Source organism: Microvirga subterranea, assembly GCF_003350535.1.
Classification (GTDB): Bacteria; Pseudomonadota; Alphaproteobacteria; order Rhizobiales; family Beijerinckiaceae; genus Microvirga; species Microvirga subterranea.
This window is the reverse complement of sequence record NZ_QQBB01000006.1, coordinates 177,865-193,595: the sequence shown is the minus strand read 5'-3', so window position 1 is coordinate 193,595 and position 15,731 is coordinate 177,865. Positions and strand designations below refer to the sequence as shown.

At 67.2% G+C, this 15,731-nt stretch carries 16 protein-coding genes; 12 read left to right on the top strand and 4 right to left on the bottom strand.

Annotation, left to right across the window (positions count from 1 at the left end; genetic code table 11):
• The first annotated feature begins 181 nt into the window (after positions 1-181).
• The 5 genes from hisS (at position 182) to DES45_RS16385 (ending at position 5,066) form a co-directional block, all read left to right on the top strand.
• The gene (gene hisS / locus DES45_RS16405) at positions 182-1,666 is read left to right on the top strand and encodes a histidine--tRNA ligase (RefSeq protein ID WP_114771100.1); all 1,485 of its coding nucleotides are present in this window, start codon (positions 182-184) and stop codon (positions 1,664-1,666) included.
• Positions 1,667-1,734: 68 nt separating this feature from the next.
• Positions 1,735-2,208 (top strand): hypothetical protein, encoded by a 474-nt coding sequence (locus tag DES45_RS16400; protein ID WP_114771099.1) that lies wholly within the window; start codon positions 1,735-1,737, stop codon positions 2,206-2,208.
• Positions 2,209-2,377: 169 nt separating this feature from the next.
• Positions 2,378-3,472, top strand: a complete 1,095-nt coding sequence (locus DES45_RS16395) for an ATP phosphoribosyltransferase regulatory subunit (protein WP_114771098.1) — start codon at positions 2,378-2,380, stop codon at positions 3,470-3,472.
• Positions 3,472-4,446: an ATP phosphoribosyltransferase gene (hisG, locus tag DES45_RS16390; RefSeq protein ID WP_114771097.1), complete on the top strand. Its 975-nt coding sequence runs from the start codon at positions 3,472-3,474 to the stop codon at positions 4,444-4,446. Before DES45_RS16395 ends, hisG begins: the two co-directional genes overlap by 1 nt.
• A gap of 143 nt (positions 4,447-4,589) precedes the next feature.
• Positions 4,590-5,066, top strand: a complete 477-nt coding sequence (locus DES45_RS16385; RefSeq protein ID WP_114771306.1) for an META domain-containing protein — start codon at positions 4,590-4,592, stop codon at positions 5,064-5,066.
• Between the two features lie 97 nt (positions 5,067-5,163).
• On the opposite strand, the gene DES45_RS16380 is transcribed toward DES45_RS16385, so the two are convergent.
• Positions 5,164-7,260, bottom strand: a complete 2,097-nt coding sequence (locus DES45_RS16380) for an ABC transporter ATP-binding protein/permease (protein WP_114771096.1) — start codon at positions 7,258-7,260, stop codon at positions 5,164-5,166.
• A 265-nt stretch (positions 7,261-7,525) separates the two neighbouring features.
• Between DES45_RS16380 and DES45_RS16375 the strand changes: the two genes are divergently transcribed.
• The 4 genes from DES45_RS16375 to DES45_RS16360 all read left to right on the top strand — a co-directional run bounded on the left by DES45_RS16375 (position 7,526) and on the right by DES45_RS16360 (position 11,296).
• On the top strand, positions 7,526-8,620 hold the full coding sequence (locus DES45_RS16375) for a methionine ABC transporter ATP-binding protein (RefSeq protein ID WP_114771095.1): 1,095 nt from the start codon (positions 7,526-7,528) through the stop codon (positions 8,618-8,620).
• Positions 8,610-9,275, top strand: a complete 666-nt coding sequence (locus tag DES45_RS16370) for a methionine ABC transporter permease (RefSeq protein WP_114771094.1) — start codon at positions 8,610-8,612, stop codon at positions 9,273-9,275. Before DES45_RS16375 ends, DES45_RS16370 begins: the two co-directional genes overlap by 11 nt.
• Before the next feature lie 38 nt (positions 9,276-9,313).
• Positions 9,314-10,099 carry a MetQ/NlpA family ABC transporter substrate-binding protein gene (locus DES45_RS16365; RefSeq protein WP_114771093.1) on the top strand — a complete coding sequence of 262 codons (786 nt, stop codon included), beginning with the start codon at positions 9,314-9,316 and terminating at the stop codon, positions 10,097-10,099.
• Between the two features lie 168 nt (positions 10,100-10,267).
• A complete protein-coding gene (locus DES45_RS16360) occupies positions 10,268-11,296 on the top strand; it encodes an ABC transporter substrate-binding protein (protein WP_114771092.1) in 1,029 nt (342 codons plus the stop codon).
• Between the two features lie 47 nt (positions 11,297-11,343).
• On the opposite strand, the gene DES45_RS16355 is transcribed toward DES45_RS16360, so the two are convergent.
• Positions 11,344-12,423, bottom strand: coding sequence for a flavodoxin family protein (locus DES45_RS16355; RefSeq protein WP_114771091.1), 1,080 nt, complete (start codon positions 12,421-12,423; stop codon positions 11,344-11,346).
• Between the two features lie 185 nt (positions 12,424-12,608).
• On the opposite strand from DES45_RS16355, the gene DES45_RS16350 reads away from it, so the two are divergent.
• Positions 12,609-13,436 carry an aldo/keto reductase gene (locus tag DES45_RS16350; protein WP_114771090.1) on the top strand — a complete coding sequence of 276 codons (828 nt, stop codon included), beginning with the start codon at positions 12,609-12,611 and terminating at the stop codon, positions 13,434-13,436.
• 7 nt (positions 13,437-13,443) lie between these two features.
• Here the strand turns inward: DES45_RS16350 and DES45_RS16345 are convergent, their stop codons facing one another.
• A complete protein-coding gene (locus tag DES45_RS16345) occupies positions 13,444-13,986 on the bottom strand; it encodes a VOC family protein (protein WP_147282427.1) in 543 nt (180 codons plus the stop codon).
• Positions 13,987-14,043: 57 nt separating this feature from the next.
• Positions 14,044-14,511 carry a MarR family winged helix-turn-helix transcriptional regulator gene (locus DES45_RS16340; protein WP_114771088.1) on the bottom strand — a complete coding sequence of 156 codons (468 nt, stop codon included), beginning with the start codon at positions 14,509-14,511 and terminating at the stop codon, positions 14,044-14,046.
• A gap of 96 nt (positions 14,512-14,607) precedes the next feature.
• Here DES45_RS16340 and DES45_RS16335 point away from each other — a divergent pair, with 96 nt between their 5' ends.
• Both DES45_RS16335 and gstA read left to right on the top strand, forming a co-directional pair.
• A complete protein-coding gene (locus DES45_RS16335) occupies positions 14,608-15,060 on the top strand; it encodes a DoxX family protein (RefSeq protein WP_114771305.1) in 453 nt (150 codons plus the stop codon).
• 30 nt (positions 15,061-15,090) lie between these two features.
• Entirely contained in the window at positions 15,091-15,708 is a 618-nt protein-coding gene (gstA, locus tag DES45_RS16330; protein WP_114771087.1) for a glutathione transferase GstA, read from the top strand.
• Positions 15,709-15,731 lie beyond the last annotated feature (23 nt).

Here is a 15,731-nt window from a genome sequence, read left to right as displayed (position 1 = left end):
GTCATCCCCGGCCGGACGCAGTGAGGGGAAGGGGATCCATAGCGTTGAGCCAGACCATGGATCCCCTTCCCGCGCCTCCGGCTCGCCGGGGATGACACCTGACTCCAAGCGAACCCTTGCCCCTCCGGCCTTCGCGGGGTAGGACGCGCCATCCTTTTCAAAGAAACGGCTGCCCTACCCTATGTCCAAGGCCGACAAACTGAAGGCCCGCGCGCCGCGCGGCTTTGCCGATCGCGGTCCTGCCGATCTCGCGGCGACCGAGCGCATGCTTGCCGCCATCCGCGAAACTTACGAGCTCTATGGCTTCGAGGGCGTGGAGACGCCCTTCGTCGAGTATACCGACGCCCTCGGCAAGTTCCTGCCTGACCAGGACCGTCCGAACGAGGGCGTGTTCTCGTTCCAGGACGACGACGAGCAGTGGCTGTCGCTCCGCTACGACCTGACCGCGCCGCTCGCCCGCTACGTGGCCGAGAATTTCGACGCGCTGCCCAAGCCCTATCGCAGCTACCGGGCCGGCTGGGTGTTCCGGAACGAGAAGCCGGGACCGGGTCGCTTCCGCCAGTTCATGCAGTTCGACGCCGACACGGTGGGCGCGGCGTCCGTCGCGGCCGATGCGGAGATCTGCATGATGGCCGCCGACACGCTCGAAAAGGTCGGCATCCGGCGCAGCGACTACCTGATCAAGGTCAACAACCGCAAGGTGCTCGACGGCGTGCTCGAGGCGATCGGCCTCGGCGGCGAGGACCAGGCGAACCAGCGCCTCACGGTCCTGCGCGCCATCGACAAGCTCGACCGCCTCGGCCCGGAGGGCGTGCGCCAGCTCCTCGGCGCCGGCCGCAAGGACGAGAGCGGCGACTTCACCAAGGGCGCGGGCCTCGAGCCCGACGCCATCGAGCGTGTGCTCGCCTTCACCAGCGCCAAGGCGGACGGCAACGCCGCCACGGTCGAGAACCTGCGCCAGGTGGTCGGCACGTCGGCCCGGGGCCTGGAGGGCGCGAACGAACTTGCCGAGATTGCGGCGCTCGTGACCGCCTCCGGCTACGAGGACCGGATCACCATCGACCCCTCCGTGGTGCGCGGCCTCGAATACTATACCGGCCCGGTCTACGAGGCGGAGCTCACCTTCCAGGTGCAGGACGAGGACGGGCGTCCCGTCCGCTTCGGATCCGTCGGCGGCGGCGGGCGCTATGACGGACTCGTCGGCCGCTTCCGGTCGGAGCCCGTTCCGGCGACCGGCTTCTCCATCGGCGTTTCGCGCCTGTTCTCGGCTCTGAAGGCTGTGAAGAGCCCGATCGTGTCCGGCCGCGAGCAGCCCGGCCCCGTGGTGGTTCTCGTCATGGACCGGGACCAGATCGCCTCCTATCAGCGCATGGTCTCGACCCTACGGCAGGCAGGGGTCCGGGCGGAGCTCTATCTCGGGTCGTCGGGCATGAAGGCGCAGATGAAATATGCCGACAGACGCCAGAGCCCCTGCGTCATCATCCAAGGCTCCAACGAGCGCGAACGCGGCGAGGTCGAGATCAAGGACCTGATCGAGGGCGCCAAGGCGGCGGCGGCGATCGCCTCCAACGAGGAATGGAAGGCGGCTCGTCCGGCCCAGTTCTCGGTGGCCGAGGACCGGATCGTCGAAGCGGTCCGCGAGGTGCTCGGCCGCCACTTCTCCTGACGGGCCTCCGGGAACTCCGCCCCCGAGATGGGGGTTGTTCCCGGAAGCTTGACCATCAGGAGAGAGTTATGGCGAAGGCCAAAGCGAAGAAGAGTCCCGAGAAGACGAGCAAGTCGAAGAAGAGCACGGGCACCAAGCTGGCGAAAACCGTCAAGAAGTCCGGCCTCATGGACCTGATCAATTCGAATCTTGGCCGCGAAATCCTGGCGGATGCCCTGATCGCCGCCGCTGGCGCCGCCGCGGCCGCGATCACCAAGACCCGCACGGCCCAGAAGGCCGGCGCCGGAGCCATGGATGCCGGCTCGAAGGCCGCGGGCGCTACCTCGGATGCGGTGCAGACCGCCACGGGCGCCGTCGCCAACGTGGTGACCGAGGCCGCCCGCCAGTTCCTGCCCCCCACCCTGGTCGGCCATGACGAGGACGAGGACAAGGGCCGCGGCTCTCCCCAGGGCAAGAAGGTCCAGTACGCTCACCTGTCCAGCGACCACAACAAGCGCAAGACGACGCGCAAGACCAAGGACGAGAAGGCCGAGAAGCACTGAGCGTCCCGGCCCTCCCCGGCCGTCGTCATGCCAGGGTCTGCCTGCCCGAGGCCGGCTCCGGCTGACGGCGGGCGCCTTTTGCGTTCTCCGTTCACCCTGCCGGCCGAAAACGGTCGCCTTCCCGGTTCAGCATTGCTAGAGAGCGTGCGGATCAAGGGATTGCGACGCAGTGACGGAGACCGACGCCATTCTTGCGCTGACCGCGCTTTTCGAGCGCGAGGGCTATGCGCGCCTCGAGCCGCCGGTGCTTCAGCCGGCGGACGTGTTCATCGACCTCTCGGGCGAGGATATCCGGCGCCGGATGTTCGTGACACAGGATGCGTCCGGAACGGAGCTGTGCCTCCGGCCCGAATACACCATTCCCGTCTGCCTGCAGCATCTCGAGCGCCATGGCGCCCGCCCGTCCGGCTATTGCTATGGCGGTCCCGTCTTCCGCATGCGGCCCAACGAGAGCGGCGAATTCCTCCAGGCCGGTCTCGAATCCATCGGCCGCGCGGATGTCTCCGCGGTCGATGCGGAGATCCTCGGCTTGGCCTTGGAAGGCTTGAGCCGGCTTGTCGGCTTCACCCCCTCCGTGAAGCTCGGCGACATGGGGCTTCTCAACGCCCTGGTCGACGCCCTCGGGGTCGCCCCTGCGGCGAAGCGCCGGGTGATCCGGGCCATCGTGTCCGGCCAGGGGCTCGCCAGCCTGACCGAACCGGATGGCTCCGGCCAGCCCGAGCATGCGGGCCTTCTGGCCGCCATCGAAGGGCAGGCCCCCCAGGCCGCCAAGGCTTTCGTGGAGGACATCCTGTCGATCGCCGGCATCGCCCGGGTCGGCGGCCGCACGGCGGGCGAGATCGCCGAGCGCTTCCTAGCCCGCGCAGCGAACCGCTCCGGCCTGCCGGACAGCGCCCGTGAGGTTCTGGAACGCTACCTCGCCATCTCGGGCGATCCCGACCAGGCGGCCTCCGCCGTCCGGGCATTGGCGGACGAGGCCCGCCTCGACATCGGCGACGCCCTGAAGGCTTTCGAGGAGCGCACCGGCTTCATGGCGGCGCGCGGGCTCGACGTGAGCGCCTTTGCGTTCTCGGCGGCCTTCGCGCGCAATCTCGACTATTACACGGGCTTCATCTTCGAGGTGCAGGACCCCGGCCGCGGCGACGGCAAGCCGATCGTCGGCGGCGGGCGCTACGACCGCCTGCTCGAGCATCTCGGGGCCGAGGAGCCGATCCCGGCGGTCGGCTGCTCCTTCTGGCTCGACCGCATCGTGGGAACACCCTGATGACCGACTCTCCCCTCATCCTGGCCGTCCCGTCGAAGGGGCGCCTGCAGGAGAACGCCGCCGCCTTCTTCGCCCGCGCGGGCCTCGTCTTCACCCAGTCCCGCGGCGCGCGCGACTACCGCGGGACCCTTGCGGGCGTGCCGGACGTGGAGGTGGCCTTCCTGTCGGCGTCCGAGATCGTCAACCAGCTCGCCACCGGCGCGGCCCATCTCGGCATCACGGGCGAGGACCTGGTGCGCGAGCAGGTTCCCGACGCCGACGAGGCGGTGGAGCTTCTGACCCCCCTCGGCTTCGGCCATGCCAACGTGGTGGTCGCGGTGCCGCAGGCCTGGATCGACGTGCGCACCATGGCCGACCTCGACGAGGTCGCGGCGGACCTTCGCGCCCGCCACGGCTACAAGATGCGCGTCGCGACCAAGTACGTGAACCTGACCCGGCGCTTCTTCGCCGAGAAGGGCATCGCGGATTACCGGATCGTCGAGAGCCTGGGCGCCACCGAAGGTGCGCCGGGAGCCGGCTCCGCCGAGCTGATCGTGGACATCACCACCACGGGCGCGACCCTCACGGCCAATGCCCTGAAGGTTCTGGACGACGGCGTGATGCTGCGCTCCGAGGCCAATCTTGTGGCCTCGACCCGCGCGCCATGGTCCGCGAGAGCCCGGGAGGCGGCCACCGCCGTCCTCACCCGCATCGCAGCCGAAGAGGAGGCACGGGCGACCCGGGAGGTGCGCGCGGCGCTCGATCCGTCGCAGGCTTCCGGTCTCCAGGCGCTGGTGCAGAATTTCGGCCTCTCAGTGCCCTATGGCACGCCCCAGGGACGGGAGGTCGTGCTGCACTGCCGGACCTCGACGGTGTTCGATGTCGTGGCGGCGCTTCAGCAACTCGGGGCGCATGACGTGACCGTGCGCGCCTTCGACTATCTGTTCCGACCCACCAATGCCCTGACCGAGCGCCTGCTGCGCCGGCTCGGCTGACTCCGAAGCGGCGCGATGCTTCAGCCTCCCTTCACCTTGGGTGTGCTGAATCACGCAAGCCTTTGACAACGCCGCCGGGGGCGTTGCCTCTCGGACGAAGGCCCCTTATGGTCGCGGCGATTTTTCTCTTCACGAGGTTTCCGATGAATGCGCTTCGATTGGCGGCGCTCCTTGCCACCTTCGCCACCGTGTCGGCAGCCCATGCCCAGTCCGCATTGACCCTCGGACGGCCGGCGGGGCCGACGCGCCAGGTCGACAACAAGGTTCCCCAGCCCCTGGAGCGGGACAAGGTCTTCCCGCTCGGCGCGTCCTGGGTGGCCGTGAGCCTGAACGGCAAGCCCTTCAGCGGCGACCGGCCGAGCTTCCGCCTCGACGACCAGCTCCGCGCCAGCGGGTTCGGCGGCTGCAACTCCTATACGGCGACGGCCTACCCGCTGCGCGAGCAGGGCCTCGCGGTCGGGCCCTTCGCCCTGACCAAGCGCTCCTGCGACAAGGCCGCTCAGGCAACCGAGCAGGCCTTCCTGGTGGCGCTGCGCACCTCCGCCAAGTGGGACATCCAGGGGCGGACCCTGATCATTCGCACGCAGAATGGCGAGCTGCGGTTCGAACGGGCGATCTAAGCTCTCCGTCAGCCTGTAGAACGATAAATCCCGGGCGCCGCAGGCGGCCCGGGTTTTTGTTGCGCATCACCTTCGCCCGCCGGGGCGATGGAATGGGTCACTCCGCCGGCAAGGGCTGGCGCAGGTCGGTGGGCGAGAACAGGCCGTTTTCCGCCTTCTTCATGTCCACGCGCCGGTCGTGGAAGGCGTTGAGCGTGGAGCGATGGCCGATGGACACGACGGTGGTGTCCGGCAGATGCTGCCTGAGCACCCCGTAGATCTCTTCCTCGGTCGGCTCATCGAGGGCCGCCGTGGCCTCGTCGAGGAGCAGCCAGTCGGGCTTGGCCAGGAGGGCGCGCGCGACCGCGAGGCGCTGCTGCTCGCCGAGGGACAGGGTCTGGGCCCAGGCCCGCTCCTCGTCGAGGCGGTCGGCGATCTGGGGCAGCTTGGCGACGCGCAGGGCCTCCGCAATCTCGGCGTCCCCATAGGCATTGCTCTTGCTCGGGTAGGTCACCGCATCCCGCAGGGTCCCCATGGGGATGTAGGGGCGCTGGGGCAGCAGCATCATGGTCTGGCCCTCCGGCACCTGGACCTCGCCCTCGCCGAACGGCCAAATGCCCGCGATGGCCCGGAACAGGGTCGACTTGCCCGAACCCGACGGACCGGCCAGGAGCGTGCGCTCGCCGGGACGGAACGCGAGGCCGTCCGCATGGAGAAGCTGCCGGCCGTCGGGCAGCCGGACGTCGAGATCCTTGAGGCGCACCTCTTGGGTCCCCATCGGGGCGACCGCGAGCTTGCTCTCGCCGCCCACGCGCTGCGCCGAGCTGATCGCCTCCTCAAAGGTGGTGAGACGGTCGAGCACCGCCTTGTAGTCCGCCAGCGTCGTATAGATCGTGATGAAGTAGGTGAGCGCCGACTCCACCCGCGAGAACGCGCCAACCACCTGCTGCATCTGGCCCAGGGAGATCTTGCCGATGAAGTAGTAGGGAGCGGTCAGGATGTAGGGCACCACGACGTTCGCCTGGAAATAGGCCGCCGTGAAGCTGTTGAGCTTGATGAGCCTGACCACGATCCGCATGTAGTTGTCGACGATCCGCTCGAAGCGCCGGCCGAAGCTCTCCTCCTCGGCCCGCTCGCCGTTGAGGAGCGCCACCTGCTCCGAGTACTCGCGCAGGCGCGCCAGGGAGAAGCGGTAATCCGCCTCGACCCGCTCCTGCTGGAAGTTCAGCCCGATGAGCGGCCGGCCGATGAGGTGCGTCACGTATGTGCCGAGGACCGCATAGGCGACGCAGACCCACACCAGCAGGCCCGGCACCTCCACGTCGGTGCCCGGGAAGGTGAAGCCCGCCGAGATGGTCCAGAGGATCGCCACGAAGGACACCAGCGTCGCCGCCTGGTTCATGAGGCCGATCGACAGGGAATAGGTGCTCTCCACGAACTTGCGCAGGTCGTCCGAGATGCGCTGGTCCGGGTTGTCGGCGCTGCGGCCGAGAAGCTGCATCCGATAATGGGTGCCGTCGCCCAGCCACGCGCCCACGTAATAGGTGTTGAGGAAGGCGCGCCAGCGGATCATCAGCACGTTCTGCAGCAGCACCTCGGTGAGGGCTGCTACCACGAAGACGGCCGCGAGCGGCGTGAAGATGACGAAGAGCTGGTACCAGAAGGCTGCCGCGTCCTTGGCCTCGAGGGCGTTGAACATGTCGCGCGAGAAGAAGCTGAGCCGCACGTTCAGCGCAACCTGCGCCAGGTTGAGGGCGATCAGGATGGCGACCATCCAGATGCCGATGGTCCCCTCGCGCGCCTGGACCCGGCCGATGAAGGGGATGCCGATGATGCTGTCGGCCTGGGATTCCAGGTACCGGTCGGTGATGCGGCAGATGGTGCGCACCACCGGCACGTAGGAGAGGCCGTAGATGATGGCCGCGAACGCCGTCGCGCCGAGCGCCGAGGATGGCGGCGGCACGTAGCCCGTGTAGTCGCCAGTGATGAGCCCGCTCGCCGCCCCGAGGATGAGCAGGACGAGGACCACATGGGTGGCCGAAAGCATGACCAGGAAGATGCGCAGGAATGTCGGGATGTAGCGACCGGCCTGCAGGATGCCTGCCAGGGCGAGGGTCGACAGGGGCAGATAAAACGGTACGTCCACCACTCCGCCCAAGGAGGCCCCGAGAACGACAACTCCTATCAGCGCCAGCGCGATGCTCGCCTTGACCATTCTACTCTCCTGCGGGAACCCGTCCGGGCTGCATAGAAACATCCAGAGGCCCGATCAACCGGCCTCGTGGCAAAAGCAAGGAGAAAGTTCCGTCTTAACAAGGCTGTGACCATGTGGAGCAGGGATCGACAGCCGCCGGGATCGTTCCTATAGAGCGGACTTCCCTGCCTATAATTCGTTTTAAAGAACGAAAAGGTTGACTTGGAGAACAGAATAGCCCATGTGTTCGCAACTGCGAAAAGAGACTGACTCCACAGATCGATCCATGAACGCCCCTCTCGGTCATATCGGCGATCAGCCGCACCAGCGCCTCGTTGCGGCGGAGCCGATCGTGCGCCTCGACAAGATCTCGAAGATCTTCGCCGGCCGCGACGGGCAAGCCGTGACCGCCCTTCAAAAGATCGACCTTGCGGTGCCGCAAGGCTCGGTGCTCGGGATCATCGGCCGCTCGGGCGCGGGCAAGTCGACCCTGATCCGGCTCGTGAACGGGCTCGAGAAGCCGACCAACGGACGGGTGATCGTCGACGGCGCCGACATCGCGGCTCTGCCGGAGGCGGAGCTGCGGCACGCCCGCCGCTCCATCGGCATGATCTTCCAACACTTCAACCTGCTCTCCTCCCGCACGGCGGCCGAGAACATCGCCCTGCCGCTCGAGGTGGCGGGATACGACAAGGCGGCCATCCGCACCCGCGTGAACGAGCTCCTGTCCCTGGTCGGCCTCGCCGACAAGCGCAACCGCTATCCCTCCGAACTCTCCGGCGGGCAGAAGCAGCGCGTCGGCATCGCCCGTGCGCTTGCCACCAACCCGAAGGTTCTCCTCTCAGACGAGGCCACCTCGGCCCTCGACCCGGAGACGACCCGCTCGATCCTGGACCTGCTCGCCCGCATCAATGCGGAGCTCGGCCTCACCATCATCCTGATCACCCACGAGATGGCGGTGATCCGCTCGATTGCACGCGACGTGGCGGTGATCGAGGGCGGGCGCATCGTCGAGCAGGGGGACGTCTTCGACGTGTTCACCAGGCCGCAGCACGAGGTCACCCGCTCGTTCCTTGCGGACGAGACCGGCCGCGCCCTGCCGCCTTACGTGGCGAACCGGCTGGGGCCCGAGCCGGAGCGCGGCGGCCAGGCGGTGATCCGCATAGGCTTCCGCGGCCCGCACGCCACCGATCCGGTGCTGGCGCGGCTCGCCCGTGACCTCAACGTCGAGGCCAACATCCTGGCGGGCTCGGTCGACGAGATCGCCGGACGGCCCTGCGGCACCCTCGTCATCGGCGTGCCGGAAGCTTCGCTCGCCACCACCCTCGACTTCCTGAAGCAGTACGGTCTCGACACGGAGGTTTTGGGCCATGTCGCCTGAGATGATCCGCCTTATCGCCGCATCGACCGGCGAAACGCTCTACATGGTCGCGGTCTCGGCCGGGATTGCCACCCTGCTCGGCATGCCGCTCGGCATCTTCCTGGCCACCAGCGGCAAGGGCGAGCTTTTCGCCGCGCCCTGGGTGAACCGGGTGCTCGGCGTCGTCGTCAACGCGGCCCGCTCGACGCCCTTCATCATCCTTGTGGTGGCGATCATTCCGTTCACGCGCCTGATCGCCGGAACCTCCATCGGCACCAGCGCGGCCATCGTGCCCCTCACGGTCGCGGCGACGCCGTTCATCGCGCGCCTCATCGAAGGCGCGATCCGTGAAGTGGATCAAGGCCTCATCGAGGCGGCCCGCGCCTTTGGGGCGAGCCCGCTCCAGATCGTGTTCAAGGTGCTGGTGCCCGAGGCCTTGCCCGGCATCGTCCTCGGGCTCACCCTCGCGGTGGTGTCGCTCATCGGCTTCTCGGCCATGGTCGGCGCGGTCGGCGGCGGCGGCCTCGGCGACCTCGGCATCCGCTACGGCTATCAGCGCTTCATGCCCGAGATGATGCTCGCCGTCGTCGTGGTGCTGATCGTGCTGGTGCAGATCGTGCAGACCGTCGGCGACCTCCTCGCACGACGCCTCAACAAGCGCGTCCGCCAAGCCTGATCCCTAATTCGCCAAGACATCACTCACGGAGAACAACGATGTCGTTCAAGAAGCTGGGCCTCCTCGCCCTCCTGTCGCTCACCGCCCTGCCGGCCGCGGCCCAGACGCAGACGATCCGCGTCGGCGTCACGCCCGGTCCGCACGCCCAGATCCTCGAAGCTGCCAAGCCGATCGCGGCCCAGAAGGGGCTCGACATCAAGATCGTCGAGTTCTCCGACTACGTGGTGCCGAACGCGGCGCTGGCCTCCGGCGAGCTCGAGGCGAACTCGTTCCAGCACCAGCCCTATCTCGACAACCAGAAGGCCGACCGCGGATACAAGATCGAGACCGTCGCGCAGACCGTGAACTTCCCCATCGGCGTCTACTCGAAGAAGCTCAAGGCCTTCGATGCGCTGCCGAGCGGCGCGACGATCGCGATCCCGAACGATCCGACCAACGGCGGCCGCGCGCTTCTGCTGCTGCAGGACAAAGGCTTGATCAAGCTGAAGGAAGGCGTGGGCTTCAAGCCGACGATCATCGACATCACCGAGAACGCCAAGAAGCTGAAGTTCGTCGAGATCGACGCCGCCCAGGCCCCGCGCGTGCTCGACGACGTGGATGCGGCCGTCATCAACACCAACTACGCGACCCAGGCCGGCCTCGATCCGGTGAAGGACGCGCTCACCCGCGAGGATCCTAAGGGGCCTTACGTGAACATCATCGCCGTTCGCACCGAGGACAAGGACAAGCCCTGGGTGAAGATCCTGGTCGATTCCTACCACACCCCCGAGGTGAAGAAGTTCGTCGAGGAGAAGTTCAAGGGCGCGGTCCTGACGAGCTGGTAATCTGTTCGACCGATCAACCTCCATCCGGCCGGGCCCTCGTGCCCGGCCTTTTTTGTTCCGGCGCCCGCGCTCACCGGCGCTTGACAACGAGCCGGCTAAGCTTCCTCATCGGCAGCCTTGCATAATCAGGAACGGCCGCGTTCGTCGGCCGTCGCTCAGGAGGACATCATGCGCCTATCGCTCTTTGGTCTGGCTCTTGCCGCAGGCGTCTCCGCCGCGCCGTTCGCGGCCCAGGCTCAGGCCCCGCTTACGGTCTATTGCTCGATCCTCGAGGAACAGTGCCGGGTCGGCGTCGCGGCCTTCGAGAAGGCGACCGGCGCGAAGGTCACGATGGTCCGCAAGAGCACCGGCGAGACCCTGGCGCAGATCCGCGCCGAAGCGTCGAACCCGCGGGCCGACGTGTGGTGGGGCGGCCCCGGCGACTCGCACATCCAGGCGGCCGAGGAAGGCCTGACGGTCGAGTACAAGTCGCCGAAGCTCGGCGAACTCCACGAATGGGCGCAGACATTCGCGGAGCAGTCGGGCTATCGCGCGACGGGCACCTATCTCGGCGCGCTCGGCTTCGGCTACAACACCAAGGTGCTGCAGAGCCGCGGGCTCCCGGAGCCGAAATGCTGGGCCGACCTGCTCGATCCGAAATACCGCGACGAGGTGCAGATCTCGGACCCGAACTCCTCCGGCACGGCCTATGTGTTTCTCGCCTCCCTCGTGCAGCTCATGGGCGAGGACAAGGCGTTCGACTACATGAAGAGCCTGCACAAGAACGTGAACCAGTACACCAAGTCGGGCGCTGCGCCCGTGAAGGCGGTCGCCCTCGGCGAGACCGCCATCGGCATCGCGTTCATGCACGACATGGTGACGATGATCGCTGACGGCGCGCCGGTGAAGACCGTCGCACCGTGCGAGGGCACGGGCTACGAGACGGGCTCGATCTCCATCGTGAAGGGCGGCAAGAACACCGAAGCCGCGCAGAAGTTCGTCGACTGGGCGCTGTCGGCTGAAGCGCAGAAACTCGTCGGCGCGGACCTGAAGATCTACTCCATCCCGTCCAACAAGAACGCGCCGGTCTCGCCCGATGCGCCGAAGCTCTCCGAGATGAAGCTCATCAACTACGACACCGCGAAATACGGCTCCGTCGCGGAACGCACGCGCCTGCTGAAGAAGTGGGACGCCGAGGTGAAGTCCGCGCCGAAATAGGACGAGCCTCGCCTCAACCAGGATGGCCGGGCGGAAGCCCGGCCGTTTCATTTCTGCCGCGGCTCCGGCAGTCCCTCGCCGGCCTCGATCAGGTTGCCCGCCCGCTTGGCCCTGACAGCCTCCAATAACGTGCGCGCGGCATTGCGCACCTCGTCCTGGATCGCCCGGTCGCCGTCGAGTTCCTCGTGACTCGTGGCATAGGGCTTCCAGTAGCCGATATAGCGGTCGAGTTCCGCCGAGGCGCCGGCGGGAGAGAGCCCCATCGAGCGCAGCCAGTCGGAGAGCGAACGCCGCACGCCCTCGGCGCCTTCGGCATCCCCTTGCACAACGACCGAGAAGAGACGGCCCGCCAGATGTCGCGGATAATCCCAGCCGTCGAGTTCCATTCCCTTCGCGATCGCCACCTTCTTGCCCTGTGTTGAGGTCGGATCCGGATTGCCTCCGTCGGCGCAGACGAGACGGTCGATCATCAGCTTCAGGGGCGACGAGGCGTGATACCAGTTCACGGGCGTGAGCAGCATGACGCCATGCGCCTCGACCCATTTCGGATAGATCTCGTTCATCCAGTCGTGGGTCTGCCCGAGAGAGTAGTTGGGGTAGCACGAGCACGGCCAGTGGCAGAGCGGCGCTGCCGTCGAGAAGCAGGTCTTGCAAGGGTGGATGTGGCGTCCGTACTCGGACGTAAGGCGGCTGAGCTCCAGCAGCTCGACCTCGACCCCGGGCGTGGCGGCGAAAACCTCGCGGGCGATCTGCGCGAGCCGGTAGGTCTTGGACATCTCGCCCGGACAGGTGTGCTCGCTGCGCGCGGCTCCGCAGACGATGAGGATGCGCAGCGGCCCGTCCTTGTCCTCGTGACGTCGCTGCGCCTCCTGGATGGCTTCGTAGGCGGCGATCCAGTCGACCGCGAGATCATAGTCGGGGTCGGCGAAGCCGGGACCGGCCTTGCGGGTCTTCGGGCTCTTGCGGTGATGGCTGTAGGCGTCCCAGGCCGCATTGGCGATCCTGTCGAGCTCGCCTCGCAGCGGATCGAAGGCTGGATCCTGGAACTGCTCGAGGAAGCGCCTGCGGTACTCCTCCTCGCTGAGCGTCGGATCGGGGGTTCCCGTGCGGGGGTCGAGCGAAGGCAAGGCGCGTTCCTTCCAGCGATGTCAAAGGCCCCGCTTCCAGGAACGCGGTCCCACCTCGACAGTTCCGGTGCCGGCAGGGCTCTGTCCGGAACGCGGGACAGCCTTGCGCCCGCCAAGCTTGGAGTTCGCGCCGGCGCACCCTAGCTCAGACCCGCATCCCGTTTTCCCCCAAGCAAGGACGACACATGACCCAACCCACCGTATCGCTCAACGACGGCCGGCAGATGCCGCAGCTCGGCTTCGGCGTCTGGCAGGTCGAGAACGGCCAGGCGACCGGCATCGTGAAGGAGGCAATCGCGGCCGGTTACCGCTCCATCGATACGGCGGCGGTCTACCGCAACGAGGAAGGCGTGGGCGAAGCGATCCGCCAGGCGGGCGTGCCCCGCGCGGACCTGTTCGTCACCACCAAGCTCTGGAACGACGACCAGGGCTTCGACACCGCGCGCCGCGCCTTCGACGCGAGCCTGAAGCGCCTCGGCCTCGACGATGTCGACCTCTATCTCATCCACTGGCCGACCTGGAAACGCGACGCCTATGCGGACACTTGGCGGGCCCTCATCAAGCTGAAGGAAGAGGGCCGCGCGAAGTCGATCGGCGTATCGAACTTCAACATCCCGCACCTCCAGCGCCTGTTCGACGAGACCGGAGTGGTGCCGGCTGTCAACCAGATCGAGCTGCATCCCCGCTTCCAGCAGAAGGAGCTACGCGCCTTCCATGCGGAGCACGGCATCGTGACGGAATCCTGGAGCCCGCTCGGCCAGGGCACGCTGCTCAAGGACGAGAGCCTCGCGGCCATCGCGCGCAAGCACGGCAAGACGCCGGCCCAGGTCATCATCCGCTGGCATCTCGACAACGGGCTCGTGGTCATTCCGAAATCCGCCACGCCGTCCCGCATCCGCGAGAATGTCGACGTGTTCGACTTCCGGCTCGACGCCGACGACATGCGGGCGATCGAGGCGCTCGACGACAAGGAGGGCGGCCGCATTGGGCCGGATCCCGAGCTGTTTACGTAAGACTGTGCTAGCGTCCCTCGGCGTGGAAGGTTCCGCCGCCGAGGGGCTCGCGCAGCTCGATGCGGTGCCGGCCGTTGTCGCGGATCTGGGCAACCCGGTAGGCGCTCTCCAGGTCATCCTGCGGCTCTTCGAGGATGTCGACGCCCTTCTCCCGCAGTCGTGCGACCTCTTGGTCCACGTCCGGCACCAGGAGGCTGACGACGGGAAACCGGGTCGCGGCGCCGGTCGCTTGAACCTCCTGCTCCGGGGTGACGGGCATGGGGTGGTCGGCCTCGGCGATCTCCAGGAGGAAGCCGCTCCGCTCCAGCACCGCGACGCGCCCCCCCACGAGGGTGCGGGTGGCGAGAAGCCGGAAACCCAGCTTGTTCTGATACCACTGGACCGACTCGTCGAAGTCGGGCGTTCGGATGGAAGCGGAGCTCGGGCGCGCCACCGGAGCGCTTTCGGCCGGGCCGGCCGCAATCATGGCCCATCCGAACAGCAACGGAGGGAGAATCGCGAGGACCCGCAAAACGTGCCGCCCGCCCGAGAAAAGCAATGTTGCGCTCACGCCCTGATCCTCGTTAGCCGCGTAAAGGTAGAACGTGGGTATAGCGGGATCGTTCGGCTATCCAGGATTTCCGCTGCATTCGGCATCTGCCGACGGCGCAAGCCTGCCGAGCAGCACCGCGAGCTGCTCGGCCTCTCCCTCGGCGAAGCGGCAGCCGATATAGCGCGTGATGGCCGGTCCGTAGACCACCCACATGCGGCGCTGGAGATCCCTGCCCTCCAGGGTGATCTCCACGAACTGGCGGCGCCTGTCGCCCGGATAGGGGATGCGCCGCACCAGTCCCTCCGCCTCCATGCGGTCGAGCAGGCGGGAGAGGTTGTACTGCTCGAACAGCACCTCCTGCTCGATCTCGCGCGGCGTGCGACGTCCCTCGGGCGCCTTCTTGAGGGAGAGCAGCACGTCGTACCAGGCGAGCGACGGAAAGCCTGCCGCCTTGAGCTCGGCCTCGATCTGTCCGGCGACTGCCCGTCCGGCCCGGATCAGGCGCACCCAGGCATTGGTGACGGTTTCCGAGGGTTCTTGCATTTCGGCAAAGCTCCTCTGCTTTCTATGCAATTGCATCATATTTGACAGATCAATGCAAGTGCATGCATATATCTATGCATCTGCATGGAGGTTCCGATGACCCGCAACTCCCCCACCCCTGAAGCCTACGGCATACTTCTGCTCCGCGTCTCGCTCGGGCTGATGTTCATCGCCCACAGCCTCGTCCTGAAATGGATGACCTTCACCCTCGCCGGCACGGCGCAGTACTTCGAGTCTCTCGGCCTGCCCGCCTTCCTGGCTTATGCAACCTTCTGGGCCGAGTTCGTCGGCGGCGTCCTGCTGGTGCTCGGCGTCCAGAGCCGCTGGGTGGCGCTTGTCCTGCTGCCGGTCCTGTTCGGTGCCTTCTGGGTCCACGCCGGCAACGGCTGGGTCTTCTCGGGAACGGGCGGCGGCTGGGAATACCCGCTCTACCTGATCGTGCTCTCCGTGGCGCAGGCCCTTCTCGGCGACGGCGCCCATGCTCTGAGCCCCTCCCGCGCCCTTCCCTTCGGCCGTCCCGCTCCGACCCTCGGACGGGCCGCCGCCTGACCCTTCCACCCCTTCAACCTGGAGACTGACATGAAGCTCTACTACACCCCCGGCGCCTGCTCGCTCGCCGTCCACATCGCGGCCCGCGAGGCGGGAGCACCGATCGCCCTTGAGAAGGTGGACCTCGCCACCCGCAAGACCGAGACCGGCGCCGACTTCTCGGCCATCAACCCGAAGGGGTACGTGCCGGCGGTCGCCCTGCCGGACGGCGAGGTGCTGACGGAAGCCGCCGCCCTCCTGCTCTTCGTGGCCGACGGCCAGCCCGAGGCCGGTCTCGTCCCGGCTCCCGGCACGATCGAGCGTCACCGCCTGCACGAGTGGCTCACCTTCATCACGTCCGAGATCCACAAGGGCTTCGGGCCCCTGTGGAACCCCACGACCCCCGATGCGGTGCGGCAGGCCACCAAGGACAAGCTCGCCCAGCGCTTCGCCTATCTCGACAAGGTGCTGGCTTCACGCCCCTACCTGACGGGCGAGCGCTTCACGGTCGCCGATGGCTATCTGTTCACGACCGTGAACTGGTCGAACTACCACGCGGTCGACCTAGCACCCTACCCCAACCTGCGCGCCTTCCTCGACCGGGTGGCCGCCCGCCCGAAGGTGCAGGAGGCGCTCGCCGCCGAGGGCCTGCTGAAGCAGGCGGCCTGACGGACCCGCGAAAACACGAAGCC

What these genes read in the sequence shown, in the direction of transcription:
- hisS (WP_114771100.1), top strand. Translation starts at nt 182, where the DNA reads ATGTCCAAGGCCGACAAACTGAAGGCCCGCGCGCCGCGCGGCTTTGCC.
- DES45_RS16400 (WP_114771099.1), top strand. Translation starts at nt 1,735, where the DNA reads ATGGCGAAGGCCAAAGCGAAGAAGAGTCCCGAGAAGACGAGCAAGTCG.
- hisG (WP_114771097.1), top strand. Translation starts at nt 3,472, where the DNA reads ATGACCGACTCTCCCCTCATCCTGGCCGTCCCGTCGAAGGGGCGCCTG.
- DES45_RS16385 (WP_114771306.1), top strand. Translation starts at nt 4,590, where the DNA reads ATGAATGCGCTTCGATTGGCGGCGCTCCTTGCCACCTTCGCCACCGTG.
- DES45_RS16380 (WP_114771096.1), bottom strand. Translation starts at nt 7,260, where the DNA reads ATGGTCAAGGCGAGCATCGCGCTGGCGCTGATAGGAGTTGTCGTTCTC.
- DES45_RS16375 (WP_114771095.1), top strand. Translation starts at nt 7,526, where the DNA reads ATGAACGCCCCTCTCGGTCATATCGGCGATCAGCCGCACCAGCGCCTC.
- DES45_RS16370 (WP_114771094.1), top strand. Translation starts at nt 8,610, where the DNA reads ATGTCGCCTGAGATGATCCGCCTTATCGCCGCATCGACCGGCGAAACG.
- DES45_RS16365 (WP_114771093.1), top strand. Translation starts at nt 9,314, where the DNA reads ATGTCGTTCAAGAAGCTGGGCCTCCTCGCCCTCCTGTCGCTCACCGCC.
- DES45_RS16360 (WP_114771092.1), top strand. Translation starts at nt 10,268, where the DNA reads ATGCGCCTATCGCTCTTTGGTCTGGCTCTTGCCGCAGGCGTCTCCGCC.
- DES45_RS16350 (WP_114771090.1), top strand. Translation starts at nt 12,609, where the DNA reads ATGACCCAACCCACCGTATCGCTCAACGACGGCCGGCAGATGCCGCAG.
- DES45_RS16340 (WP_114771088.1), bottom strand. Translation starts at nt 14,511, where the DNA reads ATGCAAGAACCCTCGGAAACCGTCACCAATGCCTGGGTGCGCCTGATC.
- DES45_RS16335 (WP_114771305.1), top strand. Translation starts at nt 14,608, where the DNA reads ATGACCCGCAACTCCCCCACCCCTGAAGCCTACGGCATACTTCTGCTC.
- gstA (WP_114771087.1), top strand. Translation starts at nt 15,091, where the DNA reads ATGAAGCTCTACTACACCCCCGGCGCCTGCTCGCTCGCCGTCCACATC.